The sequence below is a fragment of the Variovorax sp. MSC1_012 genome (assembly GCF_023667525.1).
In the GTDB taxonomy this organism is placed as follows: Bacteria; Pseudomonadota; Gammaproteobacteria; order Burkholderiales; family Burkholderiaceae_C; genus Variovorax; species Variovorax beijingensis_B.
The window spans coordinates 274,944-292,803 of the sequence record NZ_CM174443.1; the positions used below are offsets into that span (position 1 = coordinate 274,944).

Genomic DNA, 17,860 nt, shown 5'->3' on the forward strand with positions numbered 1-17,860 from the left:
AGGCCAAAGAGCATGAGCACAGAGAGCAGCAACAACAACAGCACGCAACCCGTCCGCTTCTTCCACCGCGGCAGGATCGTCGACGTCAGCGGCGTCCATCCGACCCGTTCGGTGCTCGACTGGCTGCGCGAGGACGCGCACTGCACCGGCACCAAGGAAGGCTGCAACGAGGGCGACTGCGGCGCCTGCACCGTGGTGATCGGCGAACTGGCCAGCGACGCCGGCGCGCCGGGCACGGTCGGCGGGCTGCAGCTGCAGACGGTCAACGCCTGCATCCAGTTCTTGCCCACGCTGCACGGCAAGGCGCTGTTCACGGTCGAGGACCTGAAGGCGCAGTGCGCTGCAGCCCAACCGCAGGACAACAACAAGAAGCACGCCGTCCACACGCTGCATCCCGTGCAGCAGGCGATGGTCGACTGCCATGGCTCGCAGTGCGGCTTCTGCACGCCGGGCTTCGTGATGTCGCTGTGGTCCGCCTACGAGCACCACCAGGCCGAAGGCACGCAGCCCACGCGCCAGCAGCTGGCCGACGAGCTCTCGGGCAACCTCTGCCGCTGTACCGGCTACCGGCCGATCCTCGATGCAGGGCAGCGCATGTTCGACCTGCCGGCCGTGCGGCTCGACACGAAACCCGTGGTGGCGGCGCTCACCGCCTTGCAGAACGACGGCCTGGACTACGCCGCGCCGCTTGGCGCCCGCATCGACCACTTCCATGCTCCGCGGACACTGGCACAGCTTGCCGCGCTGCGCGAGCAGAAGCCGCGCGCCCAGCTGCTGGCCGGCTCGACCGATGTCGGCCTCTGGGTCAACAAGCAGTTCCGCGACCTCGGCGACATCATCTACGTGGGCGACGTGGCCGAGATGAAGACCATCGAGACCCGGCCGAACGACCAAGGGGGGGAGCTTTACATCGGCGCGGGCGCCTCGCTCGAATCCGCGTTCGAAGCGCTGGTGCAGTGCGTGCCCAGCCTCGAAGACGTGTGGCTGCGCTTCGCCTCGCCGCCGATCCGCCATGCCGGCACCATGGGCGGCAACGTGGCCAACGGCTCGCCCATCGGCGATTCGCCGCCGGTGCTGATGTCGCTCGACGCCGAGATCGAGCTGCGCCGCGGCGACCTGGTGCGCCGCATGCCGCTGCCCGATTTCTACATCGACTACATGAAGAACCAGCTGCAGCCCGGCGAGTTCGTGCAGGGGCTGGCGGTTCCGCTGGCCGCCACGCGCCGCCAGGTGCGCGCATACAAGATCAGCAAGCGCTTCGACTGCGACATCTCGGCGCTTTGCGCGGGCTTCGCCATCGAGCTGGAAGAGGGCGGCGACACCGTCAAGGCCGTGCGCCTGGCTTTCGGCGGCATGGCCGCCACGGTGAAGCGGGCCGCCCAGGCCGAGGCCGCACTCGTGGGCAAGCCCTGGACGCAAGCCAGCGTGAACGCCGCCAAGCTCGCGCTTGCGCAGGACTTCAAGCCGCTGTCGGACATGCGCGCATCGGCCGACTACCGGCTGCAGGTGGCGCAGAACCTCATCCAGCGCCTCTGGCTCGAAACCCGCACCGAAGACGCGCTGTCGCTCGAAGAGACCAGTGTGTGGAGCGTGATGCCTCATGCCGCGGTCAAAGCCGCGGCCGAAGGAGCCTGACCATGAACAAACCCATCGACGCCAGCTTGCTGCAGCCCGCCGAGGCCTTTGCCGACTACCTGAAGAACACCGCCGCGCGCATCGACCCCGTGGCCGAAGCGGTCGCGCACGACCTCGGCGCGCGCGTCGGCATCAGCCGGCCGCACGAATCCGCACACCTGCACGTGGCCGGTGAAGCGACCTACATCGACGACATTCCCGAGATCACCGGCACGCTGCATTGCGCGCTGGGTCTTTCGCCCGCGGCCAACGGCCGTGTGACGGCGCTGTCGCTCGATGCCATCCGCGCCATGCCGGGCGTGGTGTCGGTGCTCACGGCCGACGATATTCCCGGCACCAACGACTGCGGCTCGATCGTCCACGACGACCCGATCCTGCTGCCCGTGAAGGACGGCGGCGAGATCCGCTACCTCGGCCAGCCCGTGTTCGCGGTGATCGCCGAGACGCGCGAGGCCGCGCGCCGCGCCGCTTCCAGGGCCAAGGAGGCGATGACCATCGAGGCGCAGCCGCCGGTGCTCACGCCGCAGGACGCGCATGCGCGCGGCCAGTACGTGGTGCCGCCGATGCACATCGTGCGCAGCGGCGGCAGCGCCAACGAAGGCGACGAGGCGGCCGTGCGCGCCGCCATCGCGCAGGCGCCGCACCGCCACAAGTCCACGCTCGACGTAGGCGGGCAGGAGCAGTTCTACCTCGAAGGCCAGATCAGCTACGCCATTCCGAAGGAGGGCGGCGCGCTGCACATCCACTGCTCGACGCAACACCCGAGCGAGATGCAGCACCTGGTGGCGCATGCGCTGCATTTGCAGTCGAACGAAGTGCACGTGGAATGCCGGCGCATGGGCGGCGGCTTCGGCGGCAAGGAGTCGCAGTCGGCGCTGTTCGCCTGCGTGGCGGCCATCGCGGCACGGCAGCTGCAGCGCCCGGTCAAGCTCAGGCTCGACCGCGACGACGACTTCATGATCACCGGCCGCCGCCACTGCTTCTGGTACGAATACGACGTGGGCTACGACGACGAGGGCCGCATCCTCGGCGCGGAGATCACGATGGTGTCGCGCGCCGGCCACTCGGCCGACCTCTCGGGCCCGGTGATGACCCGCGCGCTGTGCCACTTCGACAACGCCTACTGGCTGCCCAACGTGGCCATGCACGGCTACTCGGGCAAGACCAACACGCAGAGCAACACCGCGTTCCGCGGCTTCGGCGGGCCGCAGGGCGCGATTGCCATCGAGAACATCATGGACTCGGTGGCGCGCGAATTGAAGCGCGATCCGCTCGACGTGCGGCGCGTCAACTTCTACGGCACGACGCAGAACAACGTCACGCCCTACCGCCAGACCGTGACCGACAACATCGTTCACGAACTGGTGGCCGACCTCGAAACCAGCAGCGGCTACCGCGCCCGGCGCGAAGAGATCGCTGCCTTCAACCAGAAGAGCGTGGTGCTCAAGCGCGGCCTCGCGCTCGCGCCGCTCAAGTTCGGCATCTCGTTCAACGTCAAGCATTTCAACCAGGCCGGCGCGCTGGTGCATGTGTATACCGACGGCTCGATCCTCGTGAACCACGGCGGAACCGAGATGGGGCAGGGCCTCAACACCAAGGTGGCGCAGGTGGTGGCGCACGAACTGGGCGTGAGCTTCGAGCGCGTGCGCGTGACCGCGACCGACACCACCAAGGTGGCCAACACCTCGGCCACGGCCGCATCGACCGGCGCCGACCTCAACGGCAAAGCCGCGCAGGATGCCGCGCGCCAGATCCGCGAGCGCCTGGCCGAGAGCGCGGCCGAGCGCCATGGCGGCAAGGCAAGCGAGGTGCGCTTTGCCAACGACAAGGTCGAGGTCAACGGCCGCTCGTTGGCCTTCAGCACCGTGGTGGGCGAGGCCTACCTCGACCGCAAGCAGCTCTGGTCCGACGGCTTCTATGCCACGCCCGGCCTCAGCTGGGACAAGGACAAGATGCAGGGCCGCCCGTTCTACTACTACGCCTACGGCGCGGCGGTGAGCGAGGTGATCGTCGACACGCTCACCGGCGAATGGAAGCTGCTGCGCGCCGACATCCTGCACGACGCGGGCAAGTCGCTGAACCCGGCCGTGGACATCGGCCAGGTCGAAGGCGCCTTCATCCAGGGCATGGGATGGCTCACCACCGAGGAGCTGGTGTGGCATCCGCAAAGCGGCAAGCTCACCACGCACGCGCCCAGCACCTACAAGATCCCGACCGCCAACGACTGTCCGCCCGTCTTCAACGTGCGCCTGTTCGAAGGCCAGAACTTCGAGGACTCGATCCACCGCAGCAAGGCCGTGGGCGAACCGCCGCTGCTGCTGCCGTTCTCGGTGTTCTTCGCGATCCGCGACGCGGTGTCGGCGGCCGGCGGCCACAGGGTCGATCCACCGCTGAAGGCACCGGCCACGAGCGAGTCGATCCTTCGCGCCATCACGGCCGTGCAGTCCGCCTAGCCACCCGTAGACTTTGGCGCATGTCCAAAGTCCTCCCAATGCCCTACGCCCTCGTCCTCTTCGCGAAACACCGCGGAACCGGCTTCGCCGGGCCGCTGGTGTTGCCCCCGGTAGGGGGTAGGCGAAGCGACACGCAGTGCGCGAAGACTGGGGGCGAGCCCAATTTTCGCCGCGGAACCGGCTGTGCCGGGGGGGGAAGCCATGCGTGATCAAGCGCTGTTCGACAAGATCGATCTTCATCTCATCAGGGTGCTTCACACCGTGCTGACCGACCGCAGCGTCTCGCGCGCCGCCATTCGCCTGGGCATGTACCAGCCGGCCGTCTCGGCCGCGCTGAAGCGCCTGCGCGAACTCTCGGGCGACCCGCTCCTGGTGCGCTCGGGCTCGGGCATGGTGCCGACCGACGCGGGGCTGCGGATGATCGAGCCGGCCGCGAGCATCCTGCGCGCGGCCGAGATGCTTTTTTCCGATGCGCGCGGCTTCGAGCCGCAGTCGGCGGCCACCACCTTCCGCATTGCCGCGAGCGACTACATGGATCCGCTGTTCCTGCCGATGCTGGTGGCGCACGTGAAGCGCGAGGCGCCGTTGTGCCAGATCGAGATCCACGCGCTCACGCCCGACTCGGACTACCACGGCCACCTCGCGCTCGGCCAGGTCGACCTGGTGATCGGCAACTGGCTCAAGCCGCCGGAAGACCTGCACATGGCGCGGCTCTTCGGCGACGAGGTGGTGTCGCTGGTGAACCAGGACCATCCGGCGGTGCGCCGCGGCTGGGACCTGGAGACCTGGCTCGCGGCCGAACACATCGCGCCCACGCCCATGCACCCGGGCGGGCGCGGCATCATCGACCAGATGCTCGACGAGCTCGGCCGGCAGCGCAACATCACGGCGCGCTGCGCGCACTTCAGCCTCATTCCCGACATGGTCGCATCGAGCCTGCTGGTGCTCACCACCGGCCGCCAGTACTGCGAGCGCTTCGCAGCGCGGCTGCCGGTGAAGATCCTCGAATGCCCGGTGGCGCTGCCGCGCCTCATGTACTACCAGCTGTGGCACGAGCGCACCCATTCGTCGAGCTCCGCGCGCTGGCTGCGCGAATGCATCAAGGAGGTGGCGGCGTCGCTGCGGCCCGCCTTCACCACGCCGGCCTCGCGGGCCGTCGCAGCCGAGGCACCCGACCCGCCTTGACGAATCCTCCGGCCGCGCCGGCGTCGCGGCCGAGGCCACGTTTGAACGAACCGCCAAATACAACAGCTGGAGACAAGCGACATGAACAGGTTTGAAGAGGTGCCCAAGGTCACCGATCCCCACGCCTCGGGGACAGCCGCGCACGTCGCGCCGCAGGGCGCGAACTGGCTTGAACGCATGTTCAAGCTCGGCGAGCACAACACCACCGTGCGCACCGAGGTCATCGCAGGGCTCACCACCTTCCTGACGATGGCCTACATCATCTTCGTGAACCCCTCGATCCTCGGCGATGCGGGCATGCCGAAGGGCGCGGTCTTCGTGGCCACCTGCCTGATCGCGGCGCTGGGCACGCTGATCATGGGCCTGTATGCCAACTACCCGATCGCGATGGCGCCGGGCATGGGCCTGAACGCCTACTTCGCCTACGTGGTGGTGCTGGGCATGGGCTACACATGGCAGGTGGCGCTGGGCGCGGTGTTCATCTCGGGCTGCCTGTTCCTGGTCGTCACGGTCACCGGGTTGCGGGAGCTGTTCATACGGGGCATACCGCAGTCGCTGCGAACGGCGATCACCGTGGGCATCGGCATGTTCCTGGCGCTCATCGCGCTCAAGAGCGCGGGCGTGGTCGCGGCCTCGCCGGCCACCTTCGTCACGCTCGGCGACCTGCATTCGGCGCCGGTGGTGCTGGCCACGCTGGGCTTTCTGGCGATCGTGGCGCTCGACCGGCTCAAGGTGCGCGGCGCGATCCTCATCGGCATCCTGCTGGTGACGGTGCTGTCGTTCTTCTTCGGCGGCAACAAGTTCCACGGCGTGTTCGACGCGCCGCCATCCATCGCACCCACCTTCATGCAGCTTGACATCATGGGTGCGCTCAAGGGCGGCATCCTGAACGTGGTGCTGGTGTTCTTCCTGGTCGAGATGTTCGACGCCACCGGCACGCTGATGGGCGTGGCCAAGCGCGCGGGCCTCCTGGTGCCCGGCAAGATGGAGCGCATGAACAAGGCACTGCTGGCCGACAGCGGCGCGATCTTCGCGGGCTCGCTGCTCGGCACCTCGAGCACCACGGCGTATGTAGAAAGCGCGGCCGGCGTACAGGCGGGCGGGCGCACCGGCCTCACGGCCGTGGTGGTGGCGGCGCTGTTCCTCGCCTGCCTGATGATCTCGCCGCTCGCGGGCTCGGTACCGGCCTATGCCACCGCGCCGGCGCTGCTCTTCGTGGGCTGCCTGATGCTGCGCGACCTGGTCGAGCTCGACTGGGAAGACACGACCGAGGTGATCCCCGCGGCCGTGACCGCGCTGGCCATGCCTTTCACCTACTCGATCGCCAATGGCCTGGCCTTCGGCTTCATCACCTACGCGGTGCTCAAGCTCTTCACCGGCCGGGCACGGGAAGTGCATGTCATGGTGTGGGTGATCGCGGCGATTTTCCTGTTCAAGTTCGCCTACGTCGGCGGACACTGAGGAGGAGCGCCGTCGGGCGCCGATGGATGCGGAAGCCGCTATTAAACTTATAGCTGCTTCCGCTTTGTTGCTGTTGAACGAGACAAACCCACGAAACCCGGCATGACAACCCCCAGACTCCAGCTCGCGAACATCACCAAGCGCTATCCCGCGGTGGTGGCGAACAGCGACATCTCGCTGGCCGTGGCGCCCGGCGAGATCCATGCCGTGCTCGGCGAGAACGGCGCCGGCAAATCGACCCTGATGAAGATCATCTACGGCTCGGTCAAGCCCGACGAAGGCACGGTCACCTTCGACGGCCAGCCGGTCAGCCTGCGCAACCCGCAGCAGGCGAGGGCACTGGGCATCAGCATGGTGTTCCAGCACTTCAGCCTGTTCGACACGCTCACCGTGGCGGAGAACGTGTGGCTGGGCCTGGACAAGTCGCTGCAGCTGGCCGAGGTGGCGCGCAGCATCACGGCCAAGGCCAGCGAATACGGCCTGGACATCGATCCCTCGCGGCCGGTGCACACGCTGTCGGTGGGCGAGATGCAGCGCGTGGAAATCATCCGCGCGCTGCTCACCAACCCCAAGCTGCTGATCCTCGACGAGCCGACCTCGGTGCTTACGCCGCAGGCCGTCATCAAGCTCTTCACGGTGCTGAACAAGCTGGCTTCCGAGGGCTGCAGCATCCTCTACATCAGCCACAAGCTGCACGAGATACGCGAACTGTGCACGGCCTGCACGGTGCTGCGCGGCGGCAAGGTCACGGGCGTGTGCAATCCACAGAACGAAAGCAACGAGTCGCTCTCGCGGCTGATGATCGGCAGCGAGCCGCCGCCCCTGCAGCACCGGCCGGTACATGCGGGCGCGGTGGCGCTGCGCGTGAAGGGGCTCACGCTGGCGCGCGAGGACCAGTTCGGCGTCGACCTCGACGGCATCTCGTTCGAGGTGCGCGCCGGCGAGGTGGTCGGCATTGCGGGCGTCTCCGGCAACGGGCAGAAGGAACTGCTCTACACCCTCTCGGGCGAGGACGTGCGCGCCGAGTCCGCCATGGTGCAGGTGTTCGGCAAGCCGGCAGGCAGGCTGCGGCCGCGTGCGCGGCGCGCAATGGGCCTGCATTTCGTGCCCGAGGAGCGGCTGGGCCGCGGCGCGGTGCCCACGCTCGGGCTCGCGCACAACCTGCTGCTCACGCGCGGCAATGCGGTGGGCAAGGGCGGCTGGATCCGCACTGCGGCGCTCGAAAAGCATGCCAGGGCCATCATCGAGCGCTTCAACGTCAAGGCCGGCGGCCCGAATGCCGCGGCGCGCTCGCTCTCGGGCGGCAACCTGCAGAAGTACATCGTCGGCCGCGAGATCGACGCCAACCCCAAGCTCTTCATCGTCTCGCAGCCGACCTGGGGCGTGGACGTGGGCGCGGCCGCGCTGATCCGTGGCGAGATCCTTGCGCTGCGCGATGCCGGCTGCGCGGTGCTGGTGGTCAGCGAGGAACTCGACGAACTGTTCGACATCAGCGACCGGCTGCACGTGATTGCCAAGGGCCGGCTGTCGCCGTCCGTCGACCGCGCGGCCGCCACGCTGCCGCAGATCGGCGAATGGATGAGCGGCCTTTGGGAGAAGAAGAACAACAACAAGGAGGCGACCCATGCTTAAGCTCGAACCCCGCCCGGAGCTGTCTCGCTTCTGGACCTTTGCCTCGCCGATCCTTGCGCTGCTGATCACCGTGCTGATCGGCGTGGCGCTGTTCGCGGCGCTCGGCAAGGACCCGGTCAAGGGCCTGCTGGTGTTCTTCTACGAGCCGATCAAGAGCGGTTATGCGATCGGCGAGCTCACGATCAAGGCCACGCCGCTGCTCATCATCGCGCTCGGGCTGGCGGTGTGCTTCCGCTCCAACGTCTGGAACATTGGCGCCGAAGGCCAGTTCGTGTTCGGCGCCATCGCCGCGGGCGGCGTCGCGCTGATGGCCGACAAGACCACGGGCTCGTGGATCGTGGTGGCCATTCTCGTTGCGGGCACCGTCGGCGGCATGCTGTGGGCGGGCATCGTGGCCTTCCTGCGCGACCGGTTCAACGCCAACGAGATCCTCGTGAGCCTGATGCTGGTGTACGTGGCCACGCTGCTGCTGGGCTACATGGTGTTCGGCCCCTGGAAGGATCCGCAGGGCTACAACTTTCCGCAATCGAAGACCTTCGAGGCCGTGACGCAGATCCCGCGGCTCGTCAAGGGTTCGCGCGTGAGCATCGGGCTGATCATCGCGCTGCTGGGCGTGGGCGCACTCTGGGTGTTCCTGTTCCGCACGCGCGCAGGCTTTGCGCAGCAGGTCGGCGGGCTCGCGCCGGCGGCTGCGCGCTATGCGGGCTTCTCGGCACGGCGCGCGATCTGGATCGCGCTGCTGACCTCGGGCGGCGCAGCAGGCCTGGCCGGTGCGCTCGAAGTGGCGGGACCGCTCGGCCAGCTCACCCCCTACGTGCCGGCCGGCTACGGCTTCGCGGCCATCATCGTGGCCTTCGTCGGCCGGCTGCATCCCGTGGGCATGGTGTTCTCGGCCATCCTCATGAGCATGTTCTACATCGGCGGCGAGCTTGCGCAGTCGCGCCTGGGCCTGCCCAAGTCGCTGACGGGCGTGTTTCAGGGTTTGCTGCTCTTCACGCTGCTGGCCTGCGACACGCTCATTGCCTATCGCATCCGCCGCAAGGCGGCTGCAAAAGCGGTGGCTTCCACGGCGACAACGAGTTCGCTGCAGGCCAGCACCCCGTTGACGGCGCCGGCAGCCCATTCGACCGAAGGAGCGCTCTGAATGAACCGCCGCACCACAGCAGCGTGCCCAGGTGCACAGGGCATCGGGTGCTCCCCGCAGCGAAATCAAGGAGGAGCCGAAGGCGGGGGACATTCGCGGAGGGGAGTACCCGGTGGCCTGTGCACGCGCCCTGAACAAGAGCGCCCGAACACACGCAAACAGCAATACAACCCGCGCCGGAGCAACTGAAAAATGGACAGCTACGCACTCCTGCTCGGCTCCACGCTGAGCGCCGGCACCGTCCTCGCGATCGCCGCGCTGGGCCTCCTGATCAACGAGAAGGCCGGCATCGTCAACCTCGGCGCCGAGGGCATGATGCTCTGCGCCGCCATCGCCGGCTTTGCAACGGTCGTCATCACGCACAACCCCTGGCTCGGCTTCCTGGCCGGCATGGCGGCCGGCGCACTGCTTGCGGCCTTCTTCGGCGTGCTGGTGATCTGGCTCAACACCAACCAGTACGCCACCGGGCTCGCGCTCAGCCTGTTCGGCGTCGGCTTTTCCGCCTTCGTGGGTATCAACTTCGTGCAGGCCAAGCTGCCCGAGAGCGTGTCGTACGCGGTGCCGGTGCTCGGCGACATTCCGCTCGTCGGGCCGGCGCTGTTCCGCCACCACCCCATGGTGTATTTCGCGGTCGTCCTGACCTTCGGGCTGATCTGGTTTCTCTACCGCACCCGCGCCGGGCTCGTGCTGCGCTCGGTGGGCGAATCGCCCGAGTCGGCGCATGCGCTCGGCTATCCGGTGCGGCGCATCCGCTTCATGGCGGTGATCGCGGGCGGTGCGCTCTGCGGACTGGCGGGGGCGTACCTGTCCACCGTCTACACGCCCCTGTGGGTCGAAGGCATGGTCGCGGGCCGCGGCTGGATCGCGCTGGCACTCACCACCTTCGCCACCTGGCGGCCGATCCGCGTGCTGCTGGGCGCCTACCTGTTCGGCGGCGTCTCGATGCTGGGCTTCCACCTGCAGAGCAGCGGCGTCGACGTGCCGCCGCAGTTCCTCAGCATGCTGCAGTACATCGCGCCCATCGTGGTGCTGGCGCTGATCTCGCGCAACCCGGCTTTCATCCGCATCAACATGCCGGCATCCATCGGAAAACCGTTCTACCCCGGCTCATAATCTCGCTTCTCGATTTCCGCCAACCTGTCCTTTTTGAGGATTTCCGACAATGAATGATCTGAACAAGCGCTCCCTGCTCAAGCTGGCCGCCCTCACGGCGGTCGCTTCGGCGGCCCTGATCGGCTGCGGCAAGAAAGAGGAAGCGGCTGCACCGGCTGCAACTCCCGCACCGGCGCCGGCACCCGCTGCCGCCGCACCGGCACCGGCGGCGCCGCTCAACATTGCATTCGCATACATCGGCCCGGTGGGCGACGGCGGCTGGACCTTCGCGCACGACAACGGCCGCAAGGCGCTCGAGAAGGAATTCGGCGACAAGATCAAGACCACCTTCGTCGAGAGCGTGCCCGAAGGCGCCGACGCCGAGCGCGTGTTCCGCGACATGGTCGGGCAGGGCAACAAGCTGATCTTCGGCACCACCTTCGGCTACATGGAGCCGATGCTCAAGGTGGCCACCGACAGCAAGGACGTGAAGTTCGAGCATGCCACCGGCTACAAGACCGCCGAGAACATGCGCACCTACGACAGCCGCACCTACGAAGGCGCCTACATGGCCGGCATCATTGCCGGTGCCATGACCAAGAGCAACACGCTCGGCGTGGTCGGCTCGGTGCCGATTCCCGAGGTGCTGCGCAACATCAACAGCTTCACGCTGGGCGCGCAGTCGGTCAACCCGAAGATCACGACCAAGGTCGTGTGGGTGAACGAATGGTTCAGCCCACCGAAGGAAACCGAAGCCGCCACCGCCCTCATCAACGGCGGCGCCGACGTGCTGTTCCAGAACACCGACTCGCCGGCCGTGCTCAAGACCGCGCAGGAAAAGGGCAAGCGCGCCTTCGGCTGGGATTCCGACATGACCGCCTACGGTCCCAAGGCCCACCTGGCCTCGGCCACCATCAACTGGGCCCCGTACTACATCAAGGCCACGCAGGACGCGCTCGACGGCAAGTGGGCCACGGGCCAAAGCTGGTGGGGCGTGAAGGAAGGCGCCATCGACATCGTCTCGATCGCCGAGGACGTGCCGGCCGAAACCAAGGCCAAGGTCGAGGAAGTGAAGAAGGGCCTGAAGGACGGCAGCTTCGTGATCTGGAAGGGCCCGATCCTGGGCCAGGACGGCAAGGAAGTGGTCGCCAAGGAAGCCGTGGCCGACGACAAGTTCCTCTCGGGCGTGAACTTCTACGTCAAGGGCGTGGAAGGTAAAGTCCCGGGCGGGGACAAGAAGTAAAGCGCTGCGCGCTTTGCATGAAAGGGTCGCCTGCGGGCGGCCCTTTTCATTTGTGGGCCGTGCCGCGTGGCTTCCCTTCGATCACCATCCGCGCGCTGTCGACAAAGCCCTGGATCAATCGCAGGCGCGGCGATGCGCGCTGCCACAGGACGCCGAAGCGCCGCGGTTCCGAAGGCAGCGGCAGCGCGATCTTCACCACGCGCTGGCCGTCGAGCAAGGGCGACGCGATGTCGGGCACCAGCGAGACGCCCAGGCCGCGGTCGACCATCATGGCAATGGCCAGCAGCGAACTGAGTTCGAAGCGCTCCTGCGGCACGATGCCCGCGGCGCGCAGGTAGCGGTCGGCCTGCTTGCCGCCGCCCAGGTTGCGGTCGTAGCGGATGAGCGGCGAGGTCCGCAGCAGCTCGTGCGGATCGCGCCGCGCGAGGCGGCTGGGCGCCAGCAGCACCAGCGGCTCCTCGCGCAGCAGCGACCAGTCGAACGTCTTGGCAAGCACATAGGGTGGGTAGAGGCACACGGCCGCGTCGAGGTCGCCCTGCTGCACCGCCTTGTAGAGCGTGGCCGTGGTGCCCGACTGCAGGAACACCTTGACGCCCGGATGCGTCTTCACGAAGCGCGCGAGGATGTCCGGCAGCAGGCTGTGGATGGCTGTGTTGATGGTGCCGACCAGCAACTCGCCGCCGGCCGCGTCGCTGCCGAGCAGCGCCTTGATGTCACTCACCTCGCGCAGCAGGTTGCGGGCCCGCTGCACCAGCTGGTGCCCGGCCTCGGTGGGCTGCACCGTGCGGCCGGCGCGCGCCAGCAACGGGGCGCCCAGTTCGCGCTCCAGCGTACGGATCTGCTGCGCCACGGCCGCGGGCGTCAGGTCGAGGCGGCGCGCGGCCTCCGACATGGAGCCCGACTCCACCACCAGAAGAAAGCTTTGCAGATAGGCTGTTTCCATGAAAGATAGATTTTCTATCATCTGATCATAGGGAGCCTGTGTTTTTCCGGCATCGTGAACCGCACACACTGCGGCGCATGAGAAGCAAACTCTTCGTTCCCGGCACGCGCCCCGAGCTGTTCGCCAAGGCGCTGGGCAGCGCGGCCGACAGCGTCTGTTTCGACCTGGAAGATGCGGTGTCCGAGCCGCGCAAGGGCGAGGCGCGCAACGCCGTGCGGCAGATGCTGCAAGGCGGCGGCGCCGTTGCGTCGGGCAAGACCGTGATCGTTCGCGTCAACGCGATGGACACGCTGCATTTCGCGGACGACATCGCGGCGGTGGCCCGGCCCGGCGTGCACCTGATCAACATTCCGAAGCCCGAAAGCCCGGCGCATGTGCGCAGTGCTGTCGAGGCGATCGAACGCGCCGAGCGCGCCAACGGTGTGGCCGCGCCCATCGGCCTGCTGCTGAACATCGAGGCCCCTGCGGCCCTGCGCACCGCGGCGCAGCTCGCGCTCGCGCATCCGCGCGTGGCGGGGCTGCAGTTGGGCCTGGGCGACCTGTTCGAGCCGCTGGGCATCGCGCGGCGCGAGCCGGCCGCGATCCAGCAGGCGATGTTCGCGGTGCGCATTGCCGCGGGCGAGGCGGGCGTCTATGCCTATGACGGCGCGTTCGCGGACATCCGCGACGCCGAGGGATTCCGCGCCGAAGCCATGCTGGCGCGCAACCTCGGCTTCCTCGGAAAGACCTGCATCCACCCGAGCCAGATCGCGATCGCCAACGAGGTGTTCCGCCCCACCGACGAGGAGATCGCGCACGCATGCAAGGTGGTCGAGGCCGCCCGCGCGGCCGACGACAGCGGCACGGGCGCCTATGTGGTGGACGGAAAGATGATCGACGTTCCCTTCGTGATCCGCGCGCGCGCCATCGTCGCGAGCGCGCGCAGCCTCGGTCTGCTGCCGGGCTGAGCCTTTCGCTTTTTCAAATAAGACCAGGAGACAAGACAGATGCACATTCACTCTCACTCGCCCCTTCGCCTGCGCTGGCTCGCTGTGGCCGCCTTCGCCGGCGGCCTGCTGTTGAGCGGCGGCGCGTTCGCGCAAACAGCGACCTACCCGAGCAAGGCCATCACCATCGTGGTGCCTTATCCGGCGGGCGGCTCGAACGACACCTTCGCGCGCCAGGTGGCCAAGGAGCTGGGCGACGAGCTCAAGCAGCCGGTGATCATCGACAACCGCCCCGGCGCGAGCGGCAACACCGGTACCGGCCAGGTCGCCAAGGCCGCGCCCGACGGCTACACGCTGGTGGCCGTGTCCTCGAGCATGACCACCAACGCGGCCGTGCAGTCCAAGCTGCCCTTCGATCCGATCAACGGGCTGGCGCCGGTGGCCATGTTCGCCAAGGGCCCCTTCATCGTCGCGGTGAACAACGAGTTTCCCGCCAGGACGCCCACCGAGCTGATCGCCGCCATCAAGGCCAAGCCGGGGCAGTACAACTATGCGTCGTCGGGCTCGGGCAGCGTCAACCAGTTTGGCACCGAACTGCTCAAGGCCAAGGTGGGCGACATGCAGATCACACACATCCCGTACAAGGGCATGGGCCCGGCCGTGACCGACCTGGTCGGCAACCAGACGCAGCTGCTGATCTCCAGCGGCCCTTCGCTGCTGCCGATGGTGCGCGCGGGCAAGCTGCGCGCCGTGGGCATCACCAGCCTGAAGCCGAGCCCGATCGCGCCCGACCTCATTCCGATGTCCACCGCCGTGCCGGGCTACGAGTTCGAACTCTGGTGGGGCCTGCTGGCGCCGGCCGGCACGCCGCCCGAGGTGGTCGCCAGGCTCAACGCCACCGTCAACAGGATCCTGGCCAAGCCCGAGATCGCGGCCAACTTCCTGCGCGAAGGCGCCATCGCCACGCCGCTCGCGCCAAAGCAGTTCGCCGCCGTCATCGCCGAGGACGTCGAGCGCTGGAAGAAGCTGGCCAAACAGCAGAACATCACTGCAGACTGAGGAAGAAAGAAAGATCCATGAGCTTCGACACCCCCAGAGACGACGCACGCCTGCCTGCGCGCAGCGGTCCCACCGGCCCGCTCAGCGGCCTGCGCGTGCTCGACCTCAGTGCCTACATCGCGGGGCCGTACGGCTGCTCGCTGCTGGCGGACCAGGGCGCCGAAGTCATCAAGATCGAGCCGCCCACGGGCGACAACCTGCGCAAGTACCCATCGACGCTCGAGGCCGAGAGCCGCGCCTTCATCGGCGTGAACCGCAGCAAGCTCGGCGTGGTACTTGACCTGAAGAAGGCCGACGATCTTGCCGCGCTGATCGCGCTGGTGCGCACGGCCGACGTGCTGGTGCACAACTTCAGGCCCAGTGTGCCGCCGCGGCTGGGCATTGCCTACGAGCAGCTGAAGGCCGTCAATCCGCGCCTGATCTATTGCAGCCTCACGGGCTACGGCGAAGCCGGTCCGCTGCGCGAGAAGGCGGGCTACGACCAGGTGCTGCAGACCATGACCGGCATGTGCGCGCTGCAGGGCAAGCGCGGCGAGCCGCCCGAGATCATCTATGGCTCGGTGGTCGACTACTACGCGGCCGCGCTGGTGGCCGCCGGCGTGGCCTCGGCGCTGTACGAGCGCGAGAAAAGCGGGCAGGGTCAGTTCGTCGGCGTGTCGCTGTTGCGCTCCGCGCTCACGATGCAGTCGGCCCGCATGGTGTGGGCCGAGGGCGAGCCCAAGGACGTGGGGCGCGACATGCGCTCGGGCGGCATCACCGGCATCCACCCGACACGCGAAGGCCACCTCTACATCTCGGCCAACACGCCGCATTTCTGGCGCGCGCTGTGCGACAAGGTGGGCCTGCCCGAACTCGCGGCCGACGAGCGCTACGACTCGGTGCGCAAGCGCGCGCAGCATTTTTCCGAGATCGTGCCGCGCCTGCGCGAGGCGCTGGCCGCGCGCAGCGCGCTCGAGTGGGAGGAGCTGTTCGGCGAGGAAGTGCCCTGCGCCGCAGCCCGCACGGTCGAAGACATGTTCGACAACGAGCAGGTGCTGGCCGAGGACATGGTCGCAACCTTCGCACATCCCACGCTCGGCGCCTACCGCGGCTTCACGCGGCCGGTGCAGTTCGGCCGCACGCCTGGCCCCGAGCCCTTTGCGGCACCCACGCTGGGGCAGCACACGGAGGCGGTGCTGGCGGCGCGCAGGGCCGCGGACGCGGCCGACTGAGCAAGGCGCATGGACGTCGCCTATCCCCACAGCAGCGGCACGCGCAAGCCCGTCTGCACCGCGCCCGCGGGCGCCTGCGATGCGCACATGCATGTCTACGACCGCCGCTTCGCGCTCCATGGATCGCCCGATGCGATGGTCAACGAAGCCACGGCCGCCGACTACCGCGCGCTGCAGCAACGCATCGGCACCGAGCGCACGGTTGTCGTGCAGCCGCGCGTGCACGGCACCGACAACAGCGTGACGCTGGACGCCATTCGCACGCTCGGCGCGGCGCGCACCCGCGGCGTGGCCGTGGTCCGGCCCGACGTGAGCGATGCCGAACTCGAGCGCCTGCATGCGGGCGGCATTCGCGGCATCCGCTTCACGCTCTACACGGTCGCCAATGCGATGACCGGCTTCGAAATGGTCGAGCCGCTCGCGCAGCGCGTGCATGCGCTGGGCTGGCATGTGCAGCTGCATTGGAACTCCGACCAGATCGCCGGGCATGCGGCCCTGCTCGCGCGGCTGCCCTGCACGATCGTGTTCGACCACCTCGCGCGGCTGCCGCTGCCCGATGCGCAGGCGCATCCCGCATTCGGCGTCGTGAGCCGGCTGCTCGACAACGGCCGCAGCTGGATCAAGCTCTCCGGTGCCTACCTCGACTCGAAGACGGGCGCCGCTGGCGGCTATGAAGATATGACCCCCGTCGCGCAGGCCTGGGTCCGCCAGGCGCCGGAACGCGTGGTGTGGGGCAGCGACTGGCCGCACCCGACCGAGCCTGCGGCCGCCAAGCCCGACGACGCGGTGCTGTTCGACTTGCTGGGCCAATGGGTTCCGGACGAGGCGCAGCGCCGCCGCGTGCTCGTTGACAACCCCGCGCTGCTCTACGACTTTCCTGAAACGACAAAGACCGAGACGACCGAATGACGAAGAAACGCATCCTGAAATCGATGGCCGCACTGGCCGCCTGCATTCCGCTGCTGGGCTGGGCCGCATGGCCCGAGAAGCCGATCCGCATGGTGGTGCCGTATGCCGCGGGCGGCGGCGCCGACAACACCGCGCGCGTCGTCGCCCAGCAGATGAGCATCGCGCTCGGCCAGCAGATCGTCATCGACAACCGGCCGGGCGCGGGCGGCGTGATCGGCGAGGACAACGTGGCCAAGGCGCCCGCCGACGGCTATACCGTGCTCTACGACGCCTCGGCGTTCTCGGTGAACCCGTCGCTGCGCAAGCTGCCTTTCGATGCGGCGAAAGACTTCATTCCGGTGTCGCTGGTGGCCACCGCGCCGCAGATCCTCGTCGTGCCTGCCACGGCGCCGTACCGGACGGTGGCGCAGTTCCTGGAGTTCGCGCGCAAGAACGCCGGCAAGCTGAGCTTTGCCTCGGCGGGCGGCGGCACCGGCTCGCACCTGGCCGGCGAGGCGCTGAACGAGCAGGCCAAGCTCAGCCTGATGCACGTGCCGTACAAGGGCGGCGCGCCCGCGCTGACCGATGTGATGGGCGAGCAGGTCTCGGCCTACTTCGGCAACGTGGCGTCGACGCTCGGCTACGTGCAGTCGGGCAAGCTGCGCGCGCTGGCCGTGAGTTCCGCCAAGCGCGTGCCCGGCCTGCCCGACACGCCGACGCTCGCCGAGTCGGGCCTGCCGGGCTACAACGTGGTCGAGTGGAACGGCGTGTTCCTTCCCAAGGGCACGCCGTCCGACATCGTGCAGCGGCTCGGCAAGGCGGTGCAGGCGGCGGTCAACGAGCCCCAGGTCAAGCAGAGGCTGCTGCAGCTCGGCCTGGAACCCGCCGGCACCACGCCGGAGGCTTTCGCGAAATTCGTGCAGAACGAGGCGGGGCGCGTGGGTGCGCTGGTGAAGGCGCGCAACATCCGGGTCGATTGAAGGCGCCT

The 17,860-nt window shown here is 68.1% G+C and carries 14 protein-coding genes; 13 read left to right on the forward strand and 1 reads right to left on the reverse strand.

The features are described 5' to 3' along the window. The first annotated feature begins 12 nt into the window (after positions 1 to 12). The 8 genes from xdhA (at position 13) to L1081_RS01385 (ending at position 11,845) form a co-directional block, all read left to right on the forward strand. The gene (xdhA, locus tag L1081_RS01350) at positions 13 to 1,635 is read left to right on the forward strand and encodes a xanthine dehydrogenase small subunit (protein WP_489414842.1); all 1,623 of its coding nucleotides are present in this window, start codon (positions 13 to 15) and stop codon (positions 1,633 to 1,635) included. A 2-nt stretch (positions 1,636 to 1,637) separates the two neighbouring features. After that, complete coding sequence (gene xdhB, locus L1081_RS01355) at positions 1,638 to 4,088, forward strand: xanthine dehydrogenase molybdopterin binding subunit (RefSeq protein ID WP_489414843.1); 2,451 nt, start codon at positions 1,638 to 1,640, stop codon at positions 4,086 to 4,088. Positions 4,089 to 4,289: 201 nt separating this feature from the next. Beyond that, on the forward strand, positions 4,290 to 5,273 hold the full coding sequence (locus L1081_RS01360) for a LysR family transcriptional regulator (RefSeq protein WP_319438991.1): 984 nt from the start codon (positions 4,290 to 4,292) through the stop codon (positions 5,271 to 5,273). Positions 5,274 to 5,450: 177 nt separating this feature from the next. Continuing rightward, on the forward strand, positions 5,451 to 6,734 hold the full coding sequence (locus tag L1081_RS01365; protein ID WP_489416846.1) for a solute carrier family 23 protein: 1,284 nt from the start codon (positions 5,451 to 5,453) through the stop codon (positions 6,732 to 6,734). Positions 6,735 to 6,836: 102 nt separating this feature from the next. Then, positions 6,837 to 8,366, forward strand: a complete 1,530-nt coding sequence (locus L1081_RS01370; protein WP_489414844.1) for an ATP-binding cassette domain-containing protein — start codon at positions 6,837 to 6,839, stop codon at positions 8,364 to 8,366. Continuing rightward, positions 8,359 to 9,510 carry an ABC transporter permease subunit gene (locus L1081_RS01375; protein ID WP_489414845.1) on the forward strand — a complete coding sequence of 384 codons (1,152 nt, stop codon included), beginning with the start codon at positions 8,359 to 8,361 and terminating at the stop codon, positions 9,508 to 9,510. The genes L1081_RS01370 and L1081_RS01375 overlap by 8 nt, the downstream gene beginning before the upstream one ends. A gap of 192 nt (positions 9,511 to 9,702) precedes the next feature. After that, entirely contained in the window at positions 9,703 to 10,623 is a 921-nt protein-coding gene (locus tag L1081_RS01380; protein ID WP_015866677.1) for an ABC transporter permease, read from the forward strand. Between the two features lie 49 nt (positions 10,624 to 10,672). Beyond that, positions 10,673 to 11,845, forward strand: a complete 1,173-nt coding sequence (locus tag L1081_RS01385; RefSeq protein WP_489414846.1) for a BMP family ABC transporter substrate-binding protein — start codon at positions 10,673 to 10,675, stop codon at positions 11,843 to 11,845. A 46-nt stretch (positions 11,846 to 11,891) separates the two neighbouring features. Here L1081_RS01385 and L1081_RS01390 read toward each other — a convergent pair whose 3' ends face one another. After that, positions 11,892 to 12,788, reverse strand: a complete 897-nt coding sequence (locus L1081_RS01390) for a LysR substrate-binding domain-containing protein (protein WP_489414847.1) — start codon at positions 12,786 to 12,788, stop codon at positions 11,892 to 11,894. Between the two features lie 77 nt (positions 12,789 to 12,865). Between L1081_RS01390 and L1081_RS01395 the strand changes: the two genes are divergently transcribed. From L1081_RS01395 to L1081_RS01415, 5 genes are read left to right on the forward strand one after another with little or no spacing between them, the layout of a single operon-like run. Beyond that, entirely contained in the window at positions 12,866 to 13,735 is an 870-nt protein-coding gene (locus tag L1081_RS01395; RefSeq protein ID WP_489414848.1) for an aldolase/citrate lyase family protein, read from the forward strand. A gap of 39 nt (positions 13,736 to 13,774) precedes the next feature. Further along, entirely contained in the window at positions 13,775 to 14,773 is a 999-nt protein-coding gene (locus tag L1081_RS01400) for a tripartite tricarboxylate transporter substrate-binding protein (protein WP_489414849.1), read from the forward strand. Positions 14,774 to 14,790: 17 nt separating this feature from the next. Further along, positions 14,791 to 15,984: a CoA transferase gene (locus L1081_RS01405; RefSeq protein ID WP_489414850.1), complete on the forward strand. Its 1,194-nt coding sequence runs from the start codon at positions 14,791 to 14,793 to the stop codon at positions 15,982 to 15,984. A gap of 9 nt (positions 15,985 to 15,993) precedes the next feature. Beyond that, positions 15,994 to 16,893 carry an amidohydrolase family protein gene (locus tag L1081_RS01410; RefSeq protein ID WP_489414851.1) on the forward strand — a complete coding sequence of 300 codons (900 nt, stop codon included), beginning with the start codon at positions 15,994 to 15,996 and terminating at the stop codon, positions 16,891 to 16,893. Beyond that, the gene (locus L1081_RS01415) at positions 16,890 to 17,852 is read left to right on the forward strand and encodes a tripartite tricarboxylate transporter substrate-binding protein (RefSeq protein ID WP_489414852.1); all 963 of its coding nucleotides are present in this window, start codon (positions 16,890 to 16,892) and stop codon (positions 17,850 to 17,852) included. Before L1081_RS01410 ends, L1081_RS01415 begins: the two co-directional genes overlap by 4 nt. The last annotated feature ends 8 nt before the right edge of the window (positions 17,853 to 17,860 follow it).

Coding starts and splice junctions, on each gene's coding strand:
- xdhA (WP_489414842.1), top strand. CDS start 13: ATGAGCACAGAGAGCAGCAACAACAACAGCACGCAACCCGTCCGCTTC.
- xdhB (WP_489414843.1), top strand. CDS start 1,638: ATGAACAAACCCATCGACGCCAGCTTGCTGCAGCCCGCCGAGGCCTTT.
- L1081_RS01360 (WP_319438991.1), top strand. CDS start 4,290: ATGCGTGATCAAGCGCTGTTCGACAAGATCGATCTTCATCTCATCAGG.
- L1081_RS01365 (WP_489416846.1), top strand. CDS start 5,451: ATGTTCAAGCTCGGCGAGCACAACACCACCGTGCGCACCGAGGTCATC.
- L1081_RS01370 (WP_489414844.1), top strand. CDS start 6,837: ATGACAACCCCCAGACTCCAGCTCGCGAACATCACCAAGCGCTATCCC.
- L1081_RS01375 (WP_489414845.1), top strand. CDS start 8,359: ATGCTTAAGCTCGAACCCCGCCCGGAGCTGTCTCGCTTCTGGACCTTT.
- L1081_RS01380 (WP_015866677.1), top strand. CDS start 9,703: ATGGACAGCTACGCACTCCTGCTCGGCTCCACGCTGAGCGCCGGCACC.
- L1081_RS01385 (WP_489414846.1), top strand. CDS start 10,673: ATGAATGATCTGAACAAGCGCTCCCTGCTCAAGCTGGCCGCCCTCACG.
- L1081_RS01390 (WP_489414847.1), bottom strand. CDS start 12,788: ATGGAAACAGCCTATCTGCAAAGCTTTCTTCTGGTGGTGGAGTCGGGC.
- L1081_RS01395 (WP_489414848.1), top strand. CDS start 12,866: ATGAGAAGCAAACTCTTCGTTCCCGGCACGCGCCCCGAGCTGTTCGCC.
- L1081_RS01400 (WP_489414849.1), top strand. CDS start 13,775: ATGCACATTCACTCTCACTCGCCCCTTCGCCTGCGCTGGCTCGCTGTG.
- L1081_RS01405 (WP_489414850.1), top strand. CDS start 14,791: ATGAGCTTCGACACCCCCAGAGACGACGCACGCCTGCCTGCGCGCAGC.
- L1081_RS01410 (WP_489414851.1), top strand. CDS start 15,994: ATGGACGTCGCCTATCCCCACAGCAGCGGCACGCGCAAGCCCGTCTGC.
- L1081_RS01415 (WP_489414852.1), top strand. CDS start 16,890: ATGACGAAGAAACGCATCCTGAAATCGATGGCCGCACTGGCCGCCTGC.